The sequence below is a fragment of the Bradyrhizobium sp. AUGA SZCCT0176 genome (assembly GCF_018130145.1).
Taxonomy (GTDB): domain Bacteria; phylum Pseudomonadota; class Alphaproteobacteria; order Rhizobiales; family Xanthobacteraceae; genus Bradyrhizobium.
On sequence record NZ_JAFCMB010000032.1, the window covers coordinates 1 to 17326 of the forward strand.

Below are 17326 nucleotides of genomic sequence, written 5' to 3' on the forward strand. Positions count from 1 at the left end.
TCTCGCGTGCGGTTTGCACAAAACAAAGTGCACACGAGCATACAGGGCAGCGGAGAACACCCGGCCTTCCCTGCGCAGTGGCTTTACGGCTTATGCCGTGCTCTCCCCGGAGACGAGTTCTTGGTTGACTCCGTCGCTGCCGTTCAGCTCTCGCCTACCGACAGCTTGACACCTGCAACGGGTGCCAGGACCACACGGTTTTGCCGTACGCTCGATCCACGCCATCGTCAGACGTGAGCCCAGCGTCCACCGCAACCCGCCCAACGTCCGTGACGACGGCCGACGCCCTCTGAGTGGGACGGGATGGCCAAACATATGCACCTGATTGGCCTTCTGGTAAACAGAAATATTTTTTATTTTGGGGCTTGACATGATTTCCGTAAATCAGAAGTGATTTGCCCGTCGGGCAAGCGGGGATGACGCCGCCGTCTACCTTGCTCTTTTTTGCGGCCTCATGTCGATCGATGGCTTTAGGTCAATGGGCGCAAATGGCTAGGCCGGTCGTGAACCAAACGACTGCCGCGGATTACTTCATGCTTACTTCGACCTTTTCTTCATCTGCTCCGGCACAAGCGATTCGGGAAGGAAGATCGGCTTGTCAGATGGCCACCAGGGCATCAGCTGGGGATGATAGCCTTCCGGGTAGTATTTCTGGGGGGAGATTTCCGCGTCACGAATGAACTGTGACTGTACGTCACGACGCGTTGTTGGCGGCAGCGGCATGATCAACCCGCCCGATGTCGAGACGTCGAACTGGGGCGGCGCCATGTTTGGATACTTGGGCACTACGCCATCCCGTACCCAGATTTTGTCCTTGGTCATGTTCACAACTACCATGTCCGGCGCACCAAACTGGAACGGACCCTTCCAATGGTGGCGCACTTCTGCCACGAGTTCCGGCATCACGTACTCGTCGTATGACACGTGAGTTGCCATCGCGAGGCGCGGCTTCACTTCATTGTAGAGGTACCCAGCGGCGTAGGCGGGATTATGCCAGCCATCAATGGTAGTGCGCGAAGTCAGGGGCATGGTGCCTGACACCGAAGAGCTGATGGCCACCGTCTCCGGCTGAATCTCGGTGATCAGCAGGTCGCAACCCTTGGCGTACGTTATTGTCAGCGAATTGGGGCGACCGTCTCCGGTGAACGCGACACACATGCCGTTCCAATCAAGACGATACGCCGAGGCGCCATCGCTCCCATGGGATTGTTGCCAGTGGGTGATCCTGACACCGTTCTTTTCGTAGGCCACGCCGCCGTCATTCTTGTAGTCAAACTCGTTGACTTCGATGTCATAGCCTTTGCCAATCGGGCTACCGGCACTGAAGTTCTCCATGTGCCAAAACAACATCTCCTTCATATGATACACCATATGATTGATGCCGTGTTTCGGAGTCCGTCCGGAGGGGCCATTAATCCGGAAGGTTTCGTGCCAGCGGCCACCCCAGGCACCAAACACAAAGGCATACGGGACGGAAGCGAAATGATCCCAATGCAGGTGGGTGATGAAGATGTCGTTGATCTGGTTCAGCGGTACGCGGGAGGCCAAATAGTTGGCGATGGAGCCGGGGCCGAAATCGAAGATGAAGCGGTTGCCGTTGCCAAGCTCGACATAGATCGACGTGCCCATTTGGCCCGGTCGTGGCAAAGGCGAACTCCCCATGAAGGTCACGCGGATTTCTTCCGGCTGCACCTCTTCCGTACCCGGGGTCCAGTTGGCTGCGCTCTTCAGCCACGGCATCGGCGCGATGCCATCAAACATGAGCCCTTCCTTCCAGCGTCCGAGTGGTCGGCCGGCTGTGGCGATATCCTGCAAGATCTTCGGGTCTGCCTGAAACCCCTTCTTCTCAAGCTCCTGCAACTGCTCTGGGGTGAGCGAGAGGCTGGGCATCTGTGCGGAAGACACTGATTGTAGACTGATCATCGCCAGGACAATCAGAATTATCCGCGCCGGGATTTTCATCTTTTCGCTCCCTTCGTGATGGCACTCAGTCAGAAAACGGAAGAAGTCACGGAGAGTGTTGCGGACTAAGTCGACCGCTTCCATCGAAAACTAATTCGTCCGTCGCAACGGAGACGCCCACTTCTGCTCGGTCATCTCGGCGCCAGGCATGTAAGTCCGCAAGAGCAGAAAAAATACGCTCTGCTCCTCACAATCAGCCCTGTTCCCTTACGCAACGTGGACGACAAAGGCGGGCATTACGTCCGTCAGCTTCTGCCAACGACGACTATGCCGGTTTTGCAGGCCTCCGCCCGGACGCTTTGGGATATCAGCGCCTGCCGACCCGATTAACCGGACCCCCGCGATTCATCGGTGTTCCTGGCCGCACTCCGACACCGGCCGCACCGACGCCGGGGGGCACCACAGCTCGCGCGACTGGTCGCGGCCGCAGCACAACGCCGGGCCTTACGACGCATCCAGCCGGATACGAAACGTATTGGCAGTAAACTACGGCACTGGCCGGTTCGCTGCTTGCGGCCATGAACCCAGTGATCAGTAGCGCCGATAACGCAAACGGAGTCTTCATTTTGGCCTCCTTTGTTTCGACGATTGATTGAGCCGGGCCCTTCTTGGTCTGAGTTGCACTGGCTTCCTACACTAAGCCGAGTTGGCTTCGAACGAACCCAACAGCAAAGAGCGGCTTGATCTGGGTTGCTAAGCACGGTGGGATGCTTACGGCCTGCCGTAGCTTTAGTGGTTTTCGAGCAACAGCCGGCGCTGGCGTGTCCCGCCAATCGGTTTTTGCGTTGCGCCGAGACAGGGTGAGGCATTCACTCGGTGTGCGGACACAGTTCTCTCCGGAGATGAGACATGGCACATGCGAAATCCCGGCAAAGGACAGGTCGCTGGCTCATGCACGCCGGCCTTGGTGTCGCGGCGCTGATGTTCGGGGCGCTGTCCGGGCCGGTTCATGCCGACGAAGCCGGCGTATCGTACTGGCTCCCCGGCCGCTTCGGCAGCCTCGCAGCCGCACCCACCGTCCCGGGCTGGTCCATGGCCGAGGTGTATTATCACACCACCCTAGCGGCGTCGGGCGCTGCAGCGGCGGCGAGAGAAATTCAAATCGGCAGGATCCCGGCGTCAGTCAACGTTAGCTTGAACCTTAATCTGAATGCGCAGGCTGATCTCATCTTGCTCAATCCCACCTATACTTTCGCGACGCCTGTGCTCGGCGGACAGCTCGCCATTGGTGTGACCGGGCTGTTTGGACGGTCGAGCGCCAGTATTGACGGGACGCTGACGGCGGCGGTTGGCCCCTTTGCGGTAACCCGCACAGGCTTCCTGGGAGATTCAATCACTTCCGTCGGCGACCTCTATCCGCAGGCGACGTTGAAGTGGAACGCCGGCGTGCACAACTTCATGACCTATGTGACCGGCGACATTCCCGTCGGCGCCTACGATTCCAGCCGCCTTGCCAATCTCGGCATCGGTCACGCCGCGATCGACGGCGGCGGCGGCTACACCTACTTCAATCCGGCAACAGGCCACGAATTCTCGGCAGTCGCGGGCTTTACCTATAATTTCAAGAACAAGGATACGAACTATCAGAACGGCATCGATTTCCACATCGACTGGGGGGCTTCCAAGTTTCTGTCGAAGCAGGTGTTCGTCGGACTTGTGGGGTATGGATATCAACAAATCACGGACGATTTCGGCGCACACCCGCTGTTGGGTGGATCCCGATCGCGTGTTCTGGGAATCGGGCCGCAGATCGGATTCTTGTTTCCGGTAGGCGACATGCAGGGATATCTCAATCTCAAAGGCTACGGCGAGTTCGAAGCTGCCAATCGGCCGTCGGGTTGGAATACCTGGCTGACATTCTCGATATCGCCGATGGCCCCCACCAGCACTGTGGCGCCCACCCGCCGGATCGCCACCAAGTAACGCGATCATATGTCGTTCTCGGAGGGAAGCGCCGGTTACGGCAACGTCCCGAAACGGTAGTATGCCTGACCAAATACTGCGGGCTTCCAAGCGGTTTCGGGAAGGCCTAACATCGCGACAGCTCAAAATTTATTTAAGCCATTACTTGAAGTGATAGGGGGGCACCGATGATGTTCCGTTTGTCCTCCATGTCCGGAGCCGCGCTGGCTGGCGCTTGTGCCGCAAGCCTGTTTGTCACTGTGGTCGCCGCAGAAGACTTAACCACGGACATCGGCACGCTCGACAAGGAAACGGCCGATAAAGTGTTTCCGTCCAAGCCGCCTTACTCGCCCTATGCGGGACGCAATTTTCCGACACGGCCGTACTTCGGCGACACGCACACGCACACCTCATACTCGATGGACGCCGGCGCGTTCGGCGCTCGGCTCGGTCCAAAGGACGCCTATCGCTTTGCCAAGGGCGAGGAAGTTATCGCTTCCAGCGGACAACGTGCCAAACTGTCGCGCCCGCTGGATTTCATGGTGGTAGCGGATCATTCGGACGGCATGGGCTTTTTCCCGCAACTGATCGGCGGGGATCCCGGCCTGCTGGCCACGCCGCAGGGCCGGAAGTGGTACGACGAGATCAGTTCCGGCAAAGGTGCGCAGGCGGCGATGGATATCATCGTCAGTTTCGGCAAAGGGCAACTGCCGAAGGGCTTCCCGACGCCGGGTACGCCGGCCTATCGCAGCGCCTGGCGCGAAACCATCAAAGCGGCGGAAGAAGCCAATGAACCGGGTCGTTTCACGGCTTTCATCGGCTATGAGTGGACTTCGAACGCGGGCGGCAACAATCTTCATCGCAATGTCATTTGGCGCGACAACGGGGCCAAGGCCAGCCTCGTCGAACCCTACACCACGCAGCCGCCGCTTGGCAGTCCAAATCCCCGCGATCTCTGGAAGTGGATGGCGATGGTTGAGGAGAAGACCGGCGCCGAAATTCTTGCGCTGGCGCACAACGGAAATCTGAGCAACGGTCGGATGTTTCCGATCATCGAATCGTTCAACGGCAAGCGGATCGACCGCGAATATGCGGAGAGCCGCATGCGCTGGGAGCCGCTCTACGAAGCCACGCAAATGAAGGGCGATGGCGAGACCCATCCATTTCTTTCACCCAATGATGAATTTGCAAACTACGAGCGATGGGACAAGGGCAACCTCGATCTGACGGAAGTGAAAAAGCCGGAGATGCTCGAATTCGAGTATGTCCGTTCGGCGCTCAAGAACGGTCTCAAGATGGAGGTCGAACTCGGCGTTAATCCATACAAGTTCGGCCTGGTCGGCAGCACCGATACGCATACCGCGCTCGCGGCCGTCGAGGAGGATAACTTCTTCGGTAAGACATCTTCCGCCGAACCAAGCGCCGGCCGGGCGATGCATCCCTTCGTCAAAACCAATATTGCCGTTATCATGGGCTGGGAGACGACGGCGGCCGGATACGCCGCGGTATGGGCAACTGAAAATACCCGTGAGTCGATTTTCGACGCTATGAAGCGGCGCGAGACCTACGCCACCACCGGGTCGCGCATGGCGGTTCGCTTCTTCGGCGGCTGGGACTTCGAGGCTGCCGATGCCAACAACCGCACGCCGGCGCGAATTGGCTATACCAAGGGTGTGCCGATGGGTGGCGATTTGAGCGATGCGCCAAAGGGAAAATCGCCTTCGTTCATTGTCGCCGCATTGAAGGATCCGATCGGCGCAAATCTGGATCGCATCCAGGTCATCAAGGGCTGGGTTGGCAAGGACGGGCAGGCGCAGGAACGCATTTATGATGTCGCAGTGTCTGGAGGCCGCACGATCGACGCCGACGGCCGCAGCAGAACATCCGTCGGCAGCACGGTCGATGTCGCGAATGCGACATGGACGAACACGATCGGCGCGGGTGAGATGATCACGGTATGGAAAGATCCCGATTTCGACCCCGCATTGCGCGCGTTCTACTATGTGCGGGTGATCGAAATTCCGACGCCGCGCTGGACGGCCTATGACGCAAAATACTTCAGTGTCAAAATGCCGGCGGAAGTCAGAATGACGACCACCGAACGCGCTTATACCTCACCGATTTGGTACACGCCTTGATCGCTCGGCTGCTGAGAGAGCCATTACTCCAGTTCCTCGCTCTTGGCGCAATGCTGTTCGCGCTCTACGGTCTGGTCGGCAAGCGAAGCACGGAGACACCTGAGAAAATCGTCGTTTCCGCCTCGCGGATAGCCAATCTCGGCGACGGATTTGTGCGAACGTGGCGGCGGCCACCAAGCGAGCAGGAACTGCAGGGGCTGATCGAAGACTACATCCGCGACGAAGTCTTCTACCGCGAGGGCAAAGCGGCCGGGCTCGACCGAGACGACGTTATCATTCGTCGTCGCGTGCGGCAGAAGATGGAATTTCTCGCCGCAGACATGCCGGAACCGAGCGATGAGCAGCTTGCCGCTTACCTCGCATCCAATCCGGAGCGCTTCAAATCCGACGATCAAATCACATTCCGCCACGTCTTCCTGAGCGCCAGGCGGCGCCCGAATACCATCGAGAGCGACAGCAAACAGGTTGCGAGCGTCCTGGCTGGCGCCGACGCGGCTGTAGATACGACGGCACTCGGCGATCCCTTTCTGCTTGGCGAGGAGTTTCGGGGCTTCTCGGCAACAAAGGTAACGAACCAGTTTGGCGAAAGCTTCGCCAAACGGGTACTCGCGATGGAAAAGGGTCGCTGGCAGGGGCCGGTTTCTTCGAGCTTTGGACAGCATTTCGTCTTTATCAGCGAACGAGTTTCCGGCAGCTTGCCTCCGCTCGATGATGTCCGGCCGGCCGTCCGCCGAGAGTGGGCGAACGCGCGGCGCCTTGAGGCAGAACAGAAGCTGTATGCCTCGCTACGGGAGCGCTACGAAATCGTGGTGGAAGCGCCTCCTTCCAAGGCGGCGTCAGCCGACGTTGGTCGATGACCCGTTTTCGTTTGTTTATTGCTGTTCTGGCGGTGCTGCTGGCGCAACCCGCGATCTCGGATGAACTTCGGCCTGGCTATCTGGAAATGCGCCAAACCAGCCCCGGCGAGTATAATTTTCTTTTCAAAATCCCTGCGCGCGGGGAGGACTTGCGGCTCGCGATCTACGTCAAGCTGCCCGAGGGCACTCAAGATGTAGGGCCGCCCCGTGCATCGTTCAGCGACGGAGTCTATGTTGAACGCCGCACCATTCGGCGGGACGGAGGATTTATAGGGCAGCCGGTGTCCATCAACGGACTATCGGCCACATCGACTGATGTACTGGTTCGGATCGAAAGCCTTGGCGGCGCAGTACAGACCGAACGGCTTTCTCCAACGAAGACGGCATTCATCATTCAAGCCGTGCCCGGCGCTTGGGAAATCGCAGCGACCTATCTGCACCTGGGTGTCGAACACATTCTTTTCGGCTTCGACCATTTGCTGTTTGTGCTGGCGCTGGTGATTCTCGTACGAGGCTGGGGCCGCGTGGCCATTACGGTTACGGCATTCACGATCGCGCACAGCATTACCCTTGCAGCGGCGGCGCTGGGCTTCGTAAATGTGCCGGGACCGCCCCTGGAGGCAACCATAGCACTCAGCATCATGCTGGTTGCGGTCGAGATTCTGAACGCCCGCCGTGGGAAGCCGAGTTTGACCGCGCGCCGGCCATGGCTCGTTGCCTTCTCCTTCGGCCTCCTGCATGGCTTTGGATTTGCTGGCGCGCTGGCTGAGGTGGGATTACCTCAACATTCGATCGCCGTTGCGCTGCTGTTTTTCAATGTTGGGGTGGAGATTGGGCAGCTCATCTTCGTTGCCGCAGTCTTGTCGCTGATAGCATTGCTGCGCCATCTGGCGTCAATGCTCCTGGAGCCCACGCGGATACAGCCGGCACTTGACCGTCTCGATGTGAGCGTCGCGTACGCCATAGGCATCATGGCGGCCTATTGGGTGATTGAGCGCACGACCGCTTTTTTTGCGTAGCGCGCGGGCGCGTTCGAGCACAGAGGCCGCTTGCAAGCTCGAACTACGCCGTTAGGATTCGAGGTTTAGGGCTTATCCGCTAGAGGTTGCGCAGGATCTCTCGTCCTCCGAGCAGCGCTTGCACCAGCTCGACATTGCCGTTGGGGCAGGTCATGCCACCGTCGGCGTCGAAGAACTCCGCCTTGAACTCGGGCCGAACTTCCGCGATCCAGGAACTCACCGGCAGCGCGACCTCGACGTGCTCGGCGTCTTTCCAGCCGCGTGCGTCGGCGTTCCCGCGCACGATGGTCGTGTGATCATCAATGACGAAGTATCTTGCGTGGACGTTCCGGCCGACTTCGATAAAGCCGTGATTGTAGGTCGAGCTCAGTACACCATCGATCCGCGCGTCCCTGGCGATCCTGATGTCGGCGCTGCTCGCGACCAGGTTCTTGCAGCGCAGGTCGCGGCCGACAGCAAGGAAGCAGGCCGGCGTATCGATCTCCCAATTGAAGAGGGTGCCGTTGACGATCAAATCCTTCTCGGCCCAGATGCCCGCGACACCATTCCAAAAAAGCGCATCAAGGTCGAGGTCACCCTCAATGATGGCGTCCTCGGCATAGTGACGGATACTGCGGCCGTCGTCGTCATAGTCGTGGTACGAAAAATGGCTTTCCAGTCCCAACCGGTCAACCACGTCCGCGATCGCAAGCGTCTCGAACGGCGAATTTGGCAAGTTTACTCTCCCTTCGGCCACGAAGACCTACGGGATGAGTGACGCGTGAGGGTTGGAAGGTTCAAATGTGAGCACCGTCCGGGTGCTCGTCGACGACCGCATGCCTTGTCGCGTCGCCGAAATTGCGAATCCCGTCCAGGCAAACAAATCCGCGCCGGCCGGGGACGCCAGGAAGTCGGCGACGCCCCAGCACCAAGGCGAGCAGAAACGGCCCCAGCCTCGGGGTTAGGACGCTGAGGCCGTTTCCATATGTCCGGTATCCTCCAGACGGAACGTTCAACGCCGGCCATTGCCACTTGTTCCCGACTGCTGGAACTTAACAGGGTTCTCGCTGTTGTGTGCAGGGCAACAGCGTGGGCGCGGATGATGAAATGGATGCTCGTGGTCCTGGTCGGCGGCATCACCCCCGTGAATACAAACCTGGTGTTCGAGAAGTTCTCCGAGTGTCTCGCCGCGGAAGAACAGATGCGCAAGCACTATGCTGATGCATTCGAGGCTTGGGACCGCGGGGCTGCCGTCAACTTCGAGCGTCGGCGCGAGTATGCCAGAGCACGTGACGTGCAAGCCAAACGGCTGTTAAGCAACGTGGGCACCTGTGTGCCCCACGGGACTGGCGAACTCCAGCCCGCGCCGCCACAAACGTCGACGACGCCCCCGGCCAGCCCCCGAAGTTAGCGCTTGTCGTTATCCGGACAGGATCCGGAGAAAATGACGTAGCCGCGCAGCGGCGGAAGTCCCCCGGCCGTGATCATCGTTAAGAAAAAGGGGGCCCAGGATGGGCCCCCTCAATTTCGAGCCTAGTTGTAATCCGAATATTTGAACTGCGGCATCGCCTTGAGCTGCTCCTTGGTGCCGCTCATCACGGCATGATCGGGTACCCAATCATTGGCGCCGGCCGTGCGCGCGGGGGCCGTCGACGTTGTCGTGTTCGCCGGGGCTGTGGCTGCACCGGTAGTGCTATCACGCGTCGTCGCCGGAGCGGTTGAGGCGGTCCGGGCGGGCTCTTCCATGAACTTCAACTTGTCCATGGAAACGGCGATGTCGTGCTCGCCCATTCCCAGGAAGCCGCCGACGCCGATAACGACAGCACTAACCTTGCCGTTTTTGTCCAGGATGATTTCGTTGACATCACCCAACTTTTCATTGGCTTCATTGTAGACGTCGAGGCCCATGAGCTTCGACGCGCGCCAGTTTCCCTTGAGCATCATCTTGGTGTTGGAAGCCGCCGGGCTGGTGGTCGCGGCCGGGGCAGCGCGATCAGCAGGCTGAGCGGTCTGGGCATAAGCCGGGGTGCTAATTACGGCAACACTCAAAAGAGCGGCAGTGACGAGAGTCTTCATTTCATCCTCCAGGGTTTAAACAGTTCTTGGAGAACAGAACAGAAGATCAAATGTTCCAGCGGGCCAGAGGAAGCCGACAGCCCGCCGCACACGACGTGGCGGGGCGGTCGCCGTGCCGCGGCTTGCTCGCTAGACCGGGAACAAGTGGCAATTGGGCAGGTTAGTCCCTGTGATCGGCAGGGTTTTTCTTTGCCCGGCGTTGATTTGCGCCGGCTCATTCAAAATCAGTGGCCGCGGAACGATTGGTACTCGCACTCGTTTGCGTTCGTTATCAACCGATGGGATGGCAGCACCCAGCGTGCAGCTTTCGACTGATCCAAACGCCAGGAACTTATCCTCACTTCCTCGCTTTTCCCTGCAAGGTATCGTTCAGGCCTTTGACCTGTTGGCCGCAGGACGTCGACGATGGAGAGCACTTTAGTCAGGCGCGACCAGTTCAATATCACTCCGCAAGGCATCGTGCATAAGCCGACCGACGCAGCCTTCACGCCATATCCGGGCGATCCCTTTTCGGGAATCGAACGCTCAGGTCAACTCGCAAACAGACATCCGAATGGAAGCGGCTTCAGGGCTGAGGACGTAAGGCGGATGATGCGCGAGCTTTGGGCTGAATACGTCACGAGCAATCCGCAACTGTTTAACCTATGAGACGTCCGCGGGCCGGGTGGGATCGAGGTCGTCAAGGCGGCGAGCTGACGACAACGCTGGTTGCTGCCGCGGCGAAGCCTCAAAAAAAGAACGGCCTCAGCGCACGGGGGGAAGCGCGCTGAAGCCGTTTAGGGGTCCTATGTCCGTGTCTTTCAGACGCGGGATAACGCCAAGAATTGCCACTTGTTCCCGGACATAGGGAAGAAAGATTGCAGCATCCTGGTGAGCCGAAGCAGCACTTTCAGCCGCTTGAGCCATTCCTGTAAAGTTTGCGCCCGGAACAAGATATAAGGCTGGCTATCCCCCGGACCGAGGCGCACGCGCGATGATTATTCGCAGCGTTGTTTTTCGCAACGCGTTGCTAACCCTGACTTGAGCCTGCCGGAGATCTCATCCGGCGGGTTTTTTCGTTGGCGGTTTCTGGCGACGTGCGATTGCCGGCTCAGTTGCGATGCGGCTCAAAGGCCTGCCCGAGCCGCTCCACTTCGAGGCTGGCGCAAAACAGCGCGAACAGACATCCCGCCAAAATCACGCCGCGCCTGACGGCGAGCAGAATGTCGATGCCGCGATCAAGCTCGGGGAGGTGCCTGAAGACGGCGATGCCGAACAGCGCGCTGCCGAAGATGAAACTGAGCTTACCCAGAAACAGGAAGAACGTGATTGAGAATCAGGTTCGGACGCCGAAACGGAATCGGAACCCAGCGCTCACGGCACCAGAACGCGATTTGCATCACGCATAGAAGGCTGAAGGAGATGAGATCGGACCAGCCGTCTCGCGGCAACTGCTCGTCGGGATTGATTGCGACCTGCCTGAACTCAGGTATTGCCTGCCAGATGAAAGTGATCGTCCCCAATATCTGGATGGCAGGCAGCAGCAGATAGAGGGCGGATTTGCGAGGCTCGTTGTTCCCGTTCATCCGGGGTGGATGATATCCGTCAATCAGTGCCGGTCTAAGACTGGCGCATGATCGTTTTTACGGATGCAAGTGTGTTGTCGAAGCAAAGAGCAAGGCGGCGAGGGGAGAACGTTCGGAGCCTGCCGTTGCCGTTTCGCAGCTATGGGGCGGCACCCGCCTTCGCTTGGGCTTCACCGCGGCACGCCGCGCCGAAGCGTAAGCGAAGGCGGGTGGCGGAGCCGGAGGGATTCGAACCCTCGATAGGGCTTTACAACCCTATAACGGTTTAGCAAACCGCCGCCTTCAGCCACTCGGCCACAGCTCCGTAAGGGCGGATATGCCCGACGCGGGGGCGGGCCGCAAGCGGCAGATTCAGGTTACGCCGGGGCCATTTAGCGACGCTGCCGCCTCCCGGCACGGCTGGTACGCCAATTCGCATCTAGCGGCGCCGGTTTGAGAGGCTTCCTTGAGGGCTTCGGAAGCCCCCATGCGGCCAGGCGGTCAGGCGGCGTCCGTTCAATAAAGCCGGCTTTGGAATCATTTCGCGCGCGTGCTGGCTTTGACGTCTTCAAAATGCGGGATCCGTTGATTCAGGCGACACGCTGTCAGCGATTCGGCGCCACCCACCGCGGATTCTGATGAGGCGGGTTACCCGCAAAGGTAAAGGCGCGTTTCGGCCGCCAGGTAATAGGGACTTTTGCAATCCTGGGGCGGTTCCGCAGAGCTGTTCGTGGCCGCACCCGTTCCGGTAATGCGACACCCGCGGCCCCTGAGCCTTTATATGGCTGCGATGGATATATGGCGGCGAACGGGCATTACGACGGTCGTTTCGCCGATCCTACGTTTCACCACGGGTGTGACGGTCTGACGGGGATTCGGTGATTTCGGGCGCTCGATTCGACGCTTAACGTGCCCGAAGAGGGAAAACCGCCCGCCGGCCGGTCGCCAGCAACAATTCGGGAGGCAAATGGAACTTTTAAAAAATGTCTATTTGAAACAATTAGTTATGAAGAAAGTCCGATCACGTCCGCGTGTTATTTGTGCAACACCCACTGGAAAAGGCGCTGAGTCATGCGTCTGGAAGCGGTTCCTTTGTTGCGTGTGCAGAAGTCCTCGGTAATTGTGATCACGCGACGGAGGGGGGCATCCCGAGGTCGTCCCGTTAGGTGGTTCGCTTAAGTCCCTCGCGTTAAGCGGGAGTGGTCCGAAGGCGCGAAGCGACTAAGCGGGTTTCATGGGATTAAGGGAACCAACCTTAGGGTGTTTGCACCCGGCGGATCCGGAACCTTCCCTACAGAGCAACTTGGAGGTTATCATGAAGATGGTTAAGAGCCTTATTCTCGGCTCAGCGGCGGGTCTCCTCGCCATGAGTGGAGCTCAGGCTGCCGATCTTCCCGTCAAGGCCAAAGCGGTCGAGTACGTGAGGATCTGCTCCCTGTACGGTGCTGGTTTCTACTACATCCCCGGCACGGACACCTGCATCAAGCTGGGTGGCTACCTGCGCGTTGAAGTGGCGCTCGGCACCAACTCGGTGTTCGGCGGTGCTTACCAGACCCAGGCCGGCGCTCAAAATCGCCTGTCGAACTATTACACCGCTCGTTCCCGCCAGGACCTGAACATCGATACGCGCACGGCGACCGAATACGGCGTCCTCCGCACCTACTTCGATGCGACGTTCTCCTGGACGTCGGGCGCCTACGCCGGTAACGGCCTCGGCGGCACGTTCTACTCTGGCGCTGCGCAGGCCGGCGGCTTCGGTGGCGTTGGCAACCCGTCTGACGGCGGTCTCTCGGGCGGTTCACTCGGCGTCTACCATGCGTTCATCCAGTTCGCTGGGTTCACGATGGGTAAGACGATCTCGCAGTTCGACGCTCCCTGGAACAACTATCCGGGCAACAACTTCGACGGTCTCGTCGGCGGCAGCGGCATGGTCACTGGTGTGAACCAGTTCACCTACACCGCTCAGTTCGGCAACGGTATCTCGGGCACCGTGTCGCTCCAGGATCAGACCCAGTACTCTCAGGCCAACGTGATCAACACGAGTGCAGGCCTCGTCGCCCCCGCAGCCTTCGCAGGTGGCGGCTACGGTGCCAGCGATATCGGCGGCTCAAGGGTTCCGGATATCATCGGCGTGCTCAAGGCCGATCAGGCTTGGGGTATGGTCCAGTTGTCGGCAGTGGGGCATAACATTCATGCTGCTTACTACGGTGCCACTGAACCCACCGGTCATCCCAGCGACACGTGGGGCTGGGCTGTCCAGGGTGCCTTGCAGATCAAGAACATCCCGACCGGCCCCGGCGACACGATCAACATCCAGGCGGTCTACACCGACGGTGCAACCCGCTATAACTTCCAGAACCTTGCTCCGCAGGGCTTCGCGATGTACGGCGGCACCGGTGTACCGGGCGCCTATCAGAGCGTTGGCCTCGCTGCAGTAGCTGACGGGATCTTCGGATTGGGAACCGGCATTTCCAAGGTTCAGACCTGGGGTATGCGCGGTGCCTTCAACCACAACTGGGATCCCTACTGGAGTTCGTCGCTTTACGGAGCTTACGCCCAGCTTAAGTATGGTAACGGCGGAACTGCTCTGCTCTGCGGCCCCGGCGGCGCTCTCACAGGCCTCGTAGGCGCTGCGGGTATCACCACCTGTAACCCGGACTTCAACGTCGCCCAGCTCGGTCTCATCACTCGCTGGACGCCTGTGAAGGGCCTGACCTTCTCGGCGGATGTTACCTATACCCATCTCGACCAGAAGTTTGTTGGCTTGATTGCTCCCGCAGCCCAGGCTGGTATCGCGAAGCCGGCAGCTGTGTACGAGCTGAAGGACCAGAACACCGTCAGCATGCTGCTCCGCGCTCAGCGCAACTGGTAATCCAGTTCGTCTGATCAACGTCTAAGCGAGCCCCCGGCGGGAAACTGCCGGGGGCTTTGCTTTGTTCGGCAAGACATTGCGCGAGGTTTGCTCGCGCCACGACAAGTTGACGCGAGCATCAAGTGGCGCGATCGGGTGCCTGATGTAGGGTGCCGGTCGGTCGGATGTTACCGGAAGCCATTTCCCGGGCTTCAAGAAAGACCACCCTTCAGAGGTGACACACGATGCGTTGTTTGTTCTCGATCGCCGTCGCGCTTTCTGCTGCCGTTTCGACCGGCATCACGACGGCTTCAGCCCAGGCACGGGACTATCCGTTCTGCATCAAGGGCGCCAATTACGTTAGCTCGGTGGGGGATTGCAGTTTCGATACCTACCAGCAGTGTCTGGACACCGCGTCGGGCCGCTACGCCTTTTGCGACCGCAATCCCTACTTTGCCCAAACGAGCAAACCGAACGTTGCGAAACGGAGGATTCGGAGCGGGCAGCAGTAGGCAAGACCGCCCCGGGGGCACGCTCGTGCGACGGCGCTACTCGACGCTGGAGCCGCGCCGCAAATCGGCTTCGATCTGAAGCCTGGTCCCGCCGCCGAACCGCGCACGGTAGACCTGCAGGTTCTCCATGATCCGCTGCACGTAGTTTCGCGTTTCGGAGAACGGGATCTGTTCGACCCAGTCGACCGCGTCGACCTTGGGGTCGCGCGGATCGCCATAGCGCTCGATCCATTTCTTGACGCTGCCGCGGCCGGCATTGTACCCGGCGAAGGTCAGGATGTAGGAGCCGCGATAGTCCTCGAGCAGGCCGCCGAGCTCGGCGGCGCCCATTGCGGCGTTGTAGACCGGATCGGTCTTCATCCGGTTGAGGTCGAAGCTGACGCCGGCCCGTTTGGCGACATAGCGCCCGGCGTCCGGCGTCACCTGCATCAGCCCGTAGGCCTGCGCCGGCGAGACGACGGCCTGGTTGAAGGCGCTTTCCTGCCGGCAGATGGCGTAGACAACGCTTTGCTCGACCTCGGGGCCGATCTGCTTGAACGATGGGATGCCGTTGACGGGATAGGCGTAGTGGTCGAACGGCAGGCCGCGATTGAGGGCGGCCTTGCCGAGCAACAGCATGCCGCGTGCATCCGTGTAGCGCGCGGTCAGCTCGCCGAGCCCGGCCAGCGCGTCAGGATCGCCGTTCTCGCCCATGTCGCCGAAAATCGGGATGGCGAGCTCGCGCTCCTGGAGCTCATAGAGCAATTGCACCGCGCGCACGATCTCGAGCCGCTCGGCGCCGCGCCCGCGGGGGACGCCGTTCAGTTCGATCTGCGGCAATCCAAGTTTGGCGCGCGCCAGCTGGCCGTAATAGCTGGTCGACTGTTCGGCAGCCCTTGTGTAGGCGGCGCGGGCCTCCTGGGCGCGGCCGGCGGCTTCCGCGGCACGGCCTTGCCAATAGCCGGCGCGGGCCAGCGCGGTCGGGTTCACGCTGCCGACGCCGATCCGCGCGAAATGCTGGGCGGCCACCGCTGGGTCTTTGAGGAAGCGCAGCGCAATCCAGCCGGCGGTGAACTCCTGCTCGGTCTTGTAGATGTCGCGCGAGGGCAGGGCGGCATCCCGCGCGATCAGATAGGCGTTGCGATGTTCGCCGACGTCCATCATCTTGCGCGCCAGGAGCCGCCGCTCGATCCACCATTCGTTGAGATTGTGCAGGCGGCCCGGATCCTTCGGCGCGCTCAGCATCAGCTGGGCGGCCTCGGCAAATTTCTCCTCGCGACGCAGCAGCTGGATCCTGGCAAAGGTGTAACCGGGATCGCCGTGCAGTTCGCGCGGCACCGCGTCCAGCAAGGCCCGGAGGTTCGAGCCCTTCTTGTTGGCAGCGATGCGCGCCTTGGCCAAGGCCATGTGGCCCGCACCCAGCCGCTTCGCAGCGCGCAGGCCGCCGGCTTCCTGCTCGGTGCCATAGAGCAGAAAATCCATCCGCGCCTTGTGATCGCCGGCCGTCAGCAGGGCGCCGAACAGATCGAGCGCGGCGTTTTCGGTGTCCTCCGACATGCCGTCGTGCCGCCAGGCATCGCGCACCAGGCGTTCCGCATTGGCGCGATCGCCGCGTCCGATCATCCCCCGCGCCAGCGCGAACTTGCCCTTGGCGGAGATCGGCGATTCGTTTTCGAACCACGACCACACCGTGGCGTCGTCGCGGCGGTCGTCCCACAGCGCGGCCTCGATGCGCCGGCGCAGGAAGGTCTGCGAAGGCCAGCTCGGATTGGCCGAAACGAAAGTGCGATAGCGCTCGACCGAAGCGCCATTGTCATCGCTGCGAAGGATCACCCATTCCGCAAGCTTGCGGGCGACGGGATCGGAAATCGCGGCCTGTGCTTGCGTCGCATCCCCCGGTTTGCGCTTTCGAATGAGCTCGATGACGTTCTCCAGCGCGTCCTTGTCGGACTGCGAGGTCGACGACGTCGCGGCAACCGCGGCGGCGGTCACGGGCTTGCGCGTGGCGGGCAGGGCGGCGTGCTGGCGCGTCGCAGGCGCCAGCACCGGTGCTGGAATTGGCGCGGCGGGAGCCGTCGTTGCGGGCGCAGCATGTTGCGTCGGGATCGCAGCCGTCGGGTTTGCAGGTGTGAGGCTTGCAGGTGTGGCGCTTGCAGGGGTGGCACTTGCAGGGGTGGTCTTGGGGACCACGTTGCGGGCGATCGGACGCGGCTTCGGCAATGGAACTTTCGGCTGGGCCCAGGCCTCCACCGACATTGCAGATAGCCCGACCGCCAGCACCAGACCTGTCGCCAGTGCGGTCGATCGCAATGCGGCTGCGCGGGCGGAGCGGGTCACGGATTTCCTCTGCGGCGGCGAATCACTCAATCGCTCAAGCCTTAGGTCTATTTGATTGAATATGTGGACAAAATGCTAAAAACGTCGCGGCCCGGAGTGTTTGCGCCAACACCACGGCAAAATCGCGGCTGCGGCGTTTTCGAGTCTTCCGGATTCGATCTGGGAACGGT

General features: G+C 60.4%; 15 protein-coding genes and 1 tRNA gene. 9 read left to right on the forward strand and 7 right to left on the reverse strand.

Annotation, left to right across the window (positions count from 1 at the left end; translation table 11 throughout):
- Positions 1-537 precede the first annotated feature (537 nt).
- Both gntH and JQ600_RS37120 read right to left on the reverse strand, forming a co-directional pair.
- A complete protein-coding gene (gntH, locus tag JQ600_RS34645; protein ID WP_212263673.1) occupies positions 538-2046 on the reverse strand; it encodes a guanitoxin biosynthesis MBL fold metallo-hydrolase GntH in 1509 nt (502 codons plus the stop codon).
- Positions 2047-2269: 223 nt separating this feature from the next.
- On the reverse strand, positions 2270-2482 hold the full coding sequence (locus tag JQ600_RS37120; RefSeq protein ID WP_249133489.1) for a hypothetical protein: 213 nt from the start codon (positions 2480-2482) through the stop codon (positions 2270-2272).
- Between the two features lie 371 nt (positions 2483-2853).
- Here JQ600_RS37120 and JQ600_RS34650 point away from each other — a divergent pair, with 371 nt between their 5' ends.
- The 4 genes from JQ600_RS34650 (at position 2854) to JQ600_RS34665 (ending at position 7878) form a co-directional block, all read left to right on the forward strand.
- Positions 2854-3885 (forward strand): transporter, encoded by a 1032-nt coding sequence (locus tag JQ600_RS34650; protein WP_212490337.1) that lies wholly within the window; start codon positions 2854-2856, stop codon positions 3883-3885.
- 188 nt (positions 3886-4073) lie between these two features.
- On the forward strand, positions 4074-6002 hold the full coding sequence (locus tag JQ600_RS34655) for a DUF3604 domain-containing protein (RefSeq protein ID WP_409363292.1): 1929 nt from the start codon (positions 4074-4076) through the stop codon (positions 6000-6002).
- Entirely contained in the window at positions 5999-6859 is an 861-nt protein-coding gene (locus JQ600_RS34660) for a peptidyl-prolyl cis-trans isomerase (protein ID WP_249136237.1), read from the forward strand. The genes JQ600_RS34655 and JQ600_RS34660 overlap by 4 nt, the downstream gene beginning before the upstream one ends.
- The gene (locus tag JQ600_RS34665) at positions 6856-7878 is read left to right on the forward strand and encodes a HupE/UreJ family protein (protein WP_212388234.1); all 1023 of its coding nucleotides are present in this window, start codon (positions 6856-6858) and stop codon (positions 7876-7878) included. Before JQ600_RS34660 ends, JQ600_RS34665 begins: the two co-directional genes overlap by 4 nt.
- 79 nt (positions 7879-7957) lie before the next feature.
- Here the strand turns inward: JQ600_RS34665 and JQ600_RS34670 are convergent, their stop codons facing one another.
- Positions 7958-8593 carry a hypothetical protein gene (locus JQ600_RS34670; RefSeq protein ID WP_212263669.1) on the reverse strand — a complete coding sequence of 212 codons (636 nt, stop codon included), beginning with the start codon at positions 8591-8593 and terminating at the stop codon, positions 7958-7960.
- A 366-nt stretch (positions 8594-8959) separates the two neighbouring features.
- Here JQ600_RS34670 and JQ600_RS34675 point away from each other — a divergent pair, with 366 nt between their 5' ends.
- Positions 8960-9268: a hypothetical protein gene (locus JQ600_RS34675; RefSeq protein WP_212263668.1), complete on the forward strand. Its 309-nt coding sequence runs from the start codon at positions 8960-8962 to the stop codon at positions 9266-9268.
- Between the two features lie 122 nt (positions 9269-9390).
- On the opposite strand, the gene JQ600_RS34680 is transcribed toward JQ600_RS34675, so the two are convergent.
- Positions 9391-9933, reverse strand: a complete 543-nt coding sequence (locus JQ600_RS34680; RefSeq protein WP_212388238.1) for a PRC-barrel domain-containing protein — start codon at positions 9931-9933, stop codon at positions 9391-9393.
- A 405-nt stretch (positions 9934-10338) separates the two neighbouring features.
- Between JQ600_RS34680 and JQ600_RS34685 the strand changes: the two genes are divergently transcribed.
- Both JQ600_RS34685 and JQ600_RS34690 read left to right on the forward strand, forming a co-directional pair.
- Positions 10339-10581, forward strand: coding sequence for a hypothetical protein (locus JQ600_RS34685; protein ID WP_212263666.1), 243 nt, complete (start codon positions 10339-10341; stop codon positions 10579-10581).
- A 451-nt stretch (positions 10582-11032) separates the two neighbouring features.
- A complete protein-coding gene (locus tag JQ600_RS34690) occupies positions 11033-11245 on the forward strand; it encodes a hypothetical protein (protein ID WP_212388240.1) in 213 nt (70 codons plus the stop codon).
- Here the strand turns inward: JQ600_RS34690 and JQ600_RS34695 are convergent.
- Positions 11217-11498 (reverse strand): hypothetical protein, encoded by a 282-nt coding sequence (locus tag JQ600_RS34695; RefSeq protein ID WP_212388243.1) that lies wholly within the window; start codon positions 11496-11498, stop codon positions 11217-11219. The two genes, JQ600_RS34690 and JQ600_RS34695, sit on opposite strands and share 29 nt — an antisense overlap.
- Positions 11499-11708: 210 nt before the next feature.
- Positions 11709-11802, reverse strand: a tRNA-Ser gene (locus JQ600_RS34700).
- A gap of 990 nt (positions 11803-12792) precedes the next feature.
- Between JQ600_RS34700 and JQ600_RS34705 the strand changes: the two genes are divergently transcribed.
- Positions 12793-14349 (forward strand): porin, encoded by a 1557-nt coding sequence (locus tag JQ600_RS34705; RefSeq protein ID WP_212263664.1) that lies wholly within the window; start codon positions 12793-12795, stop codon positions 14347-14349.
- A gap of 224 nt (positions 14350-14573) precedes the next feature.
- Positions 14574-14840 carry a DUF3551 domain-containing protein gene (locus JQ600_RS34710; protein ID WP_212388245.1) on the forward strand — a complete coding sequence of 89 codons (267 nt, stop codon included), beginning with the start codon at positions 14574-14576 and terminating at the stop codon, positions 14838-14840.
- Positions 14841-14876: 36 nt separating this feature from the next.
- Here the strand turns inward: JQ600_RS34710 and JQ600_RS34715 are convergent, their stop codons facing one another.
- Positions 14877-17075, reverse strand: a complete 2199-nt coding sequence (locus JQ600_RS34715) for a lytic transglycosylase domain-containing protein (protein ID WP_249136239.1) — start codon at positions 17073-17075, stop codon at positions 14877-14879.
- Positions 17076-17326 lie beyond the last annotated feature (251 nt).

Coding starts and splice junctions, on each gene's coding strand:
- gntH (WP_212263673.1), bottom strand. CDS start 2,046: ATGGAAGCGGTCGACTTAGTCCGCAACACTCTCCGTGACTTCTTCCGT.
- JQ600_RS37120 (WP_249133489.1), bottom strand. CDS start 2,482: ATGGCCGCAAGCAGCGAACCGGCCAGTGCCGTAGTTTACTGCCAATAC.
- JQ600_RS34650 (WP_212490337.1), top strand. CDS start 2,854: ATGCACGCCGGCCTTGGTGTCGCGGCGCTGATGTTCGGGGCGCTGTCC.
- JQ600_RS34655 (WP_409363292.1), top strand. CDS start 4,074: ATGTCCGGAGCCGCGCTGGCTGGCGCTTGTGCCGCAAGCCTGTTTGTC.
- JQ600_RS34665 (WP_212388234.1), top strand. CDS start 6,856: ATGACCCGTTTTCGTTTGTTTATTGCTGTTCTGGCGGTGCTGCTGGCG.
- JQ600_RS34675 (WP_212263668.1), top strand. CDS start 8,960: ATGAAATGGATGCTCGTGGTCCTGGTCGGCGGCATCACCCCCGTGAAT.
- JQ600_RS34680 (WP_212388238.1), bottom strand. CDS start 9,933: ATGAAGACTCTCGTCACTGCCGCTCTTTTGAGTGTTGCCGTAATTAGC.
- JQ600_RS34685 (WP_212263666.1), top strand. CDS start 10,339: ATGGAGAGCACTTTAGTCAGGCGCGACCAGTTCAATATCACTCCGCAA.
- JQ600_RS34690 (WP_212388240.1), top strand. CDS start 11,033: ATGCGGCTCAAAGGCCTGCCCGAGCCGCTCCACTTCGAGGCTGGCGCA.
- JQ600_RS34695 (WP_212388243.1), bottom strand. CDS start 11,498: ATGAACGGGAACAACGAGCCTCGCAAATCCGCCCTCTATCTGCTGCTG.
- JQ600_RS34705 (WP_212263664.1), top strand. CDS start 12,793: ATGAAGATGGTTAAGAGCCTTATTCTCGGCTCAGCGGCGGGTCTCCTC.
- JQ600_RS34710 (WP_212388245.1), top strand. CDS start 14,574: ATGCGTTGTTTGTTCTCGATCGCCGTCGCGCTTTCTGCTGCCGTTTCG.
- JQ600_RS34715 (WP_249136239.1), bottom strand. CDS start 17,075: ATGTCGGTGGAGGCCTGGGCCCAGCCGAAAGTTCCATTGCCGAAGCCG.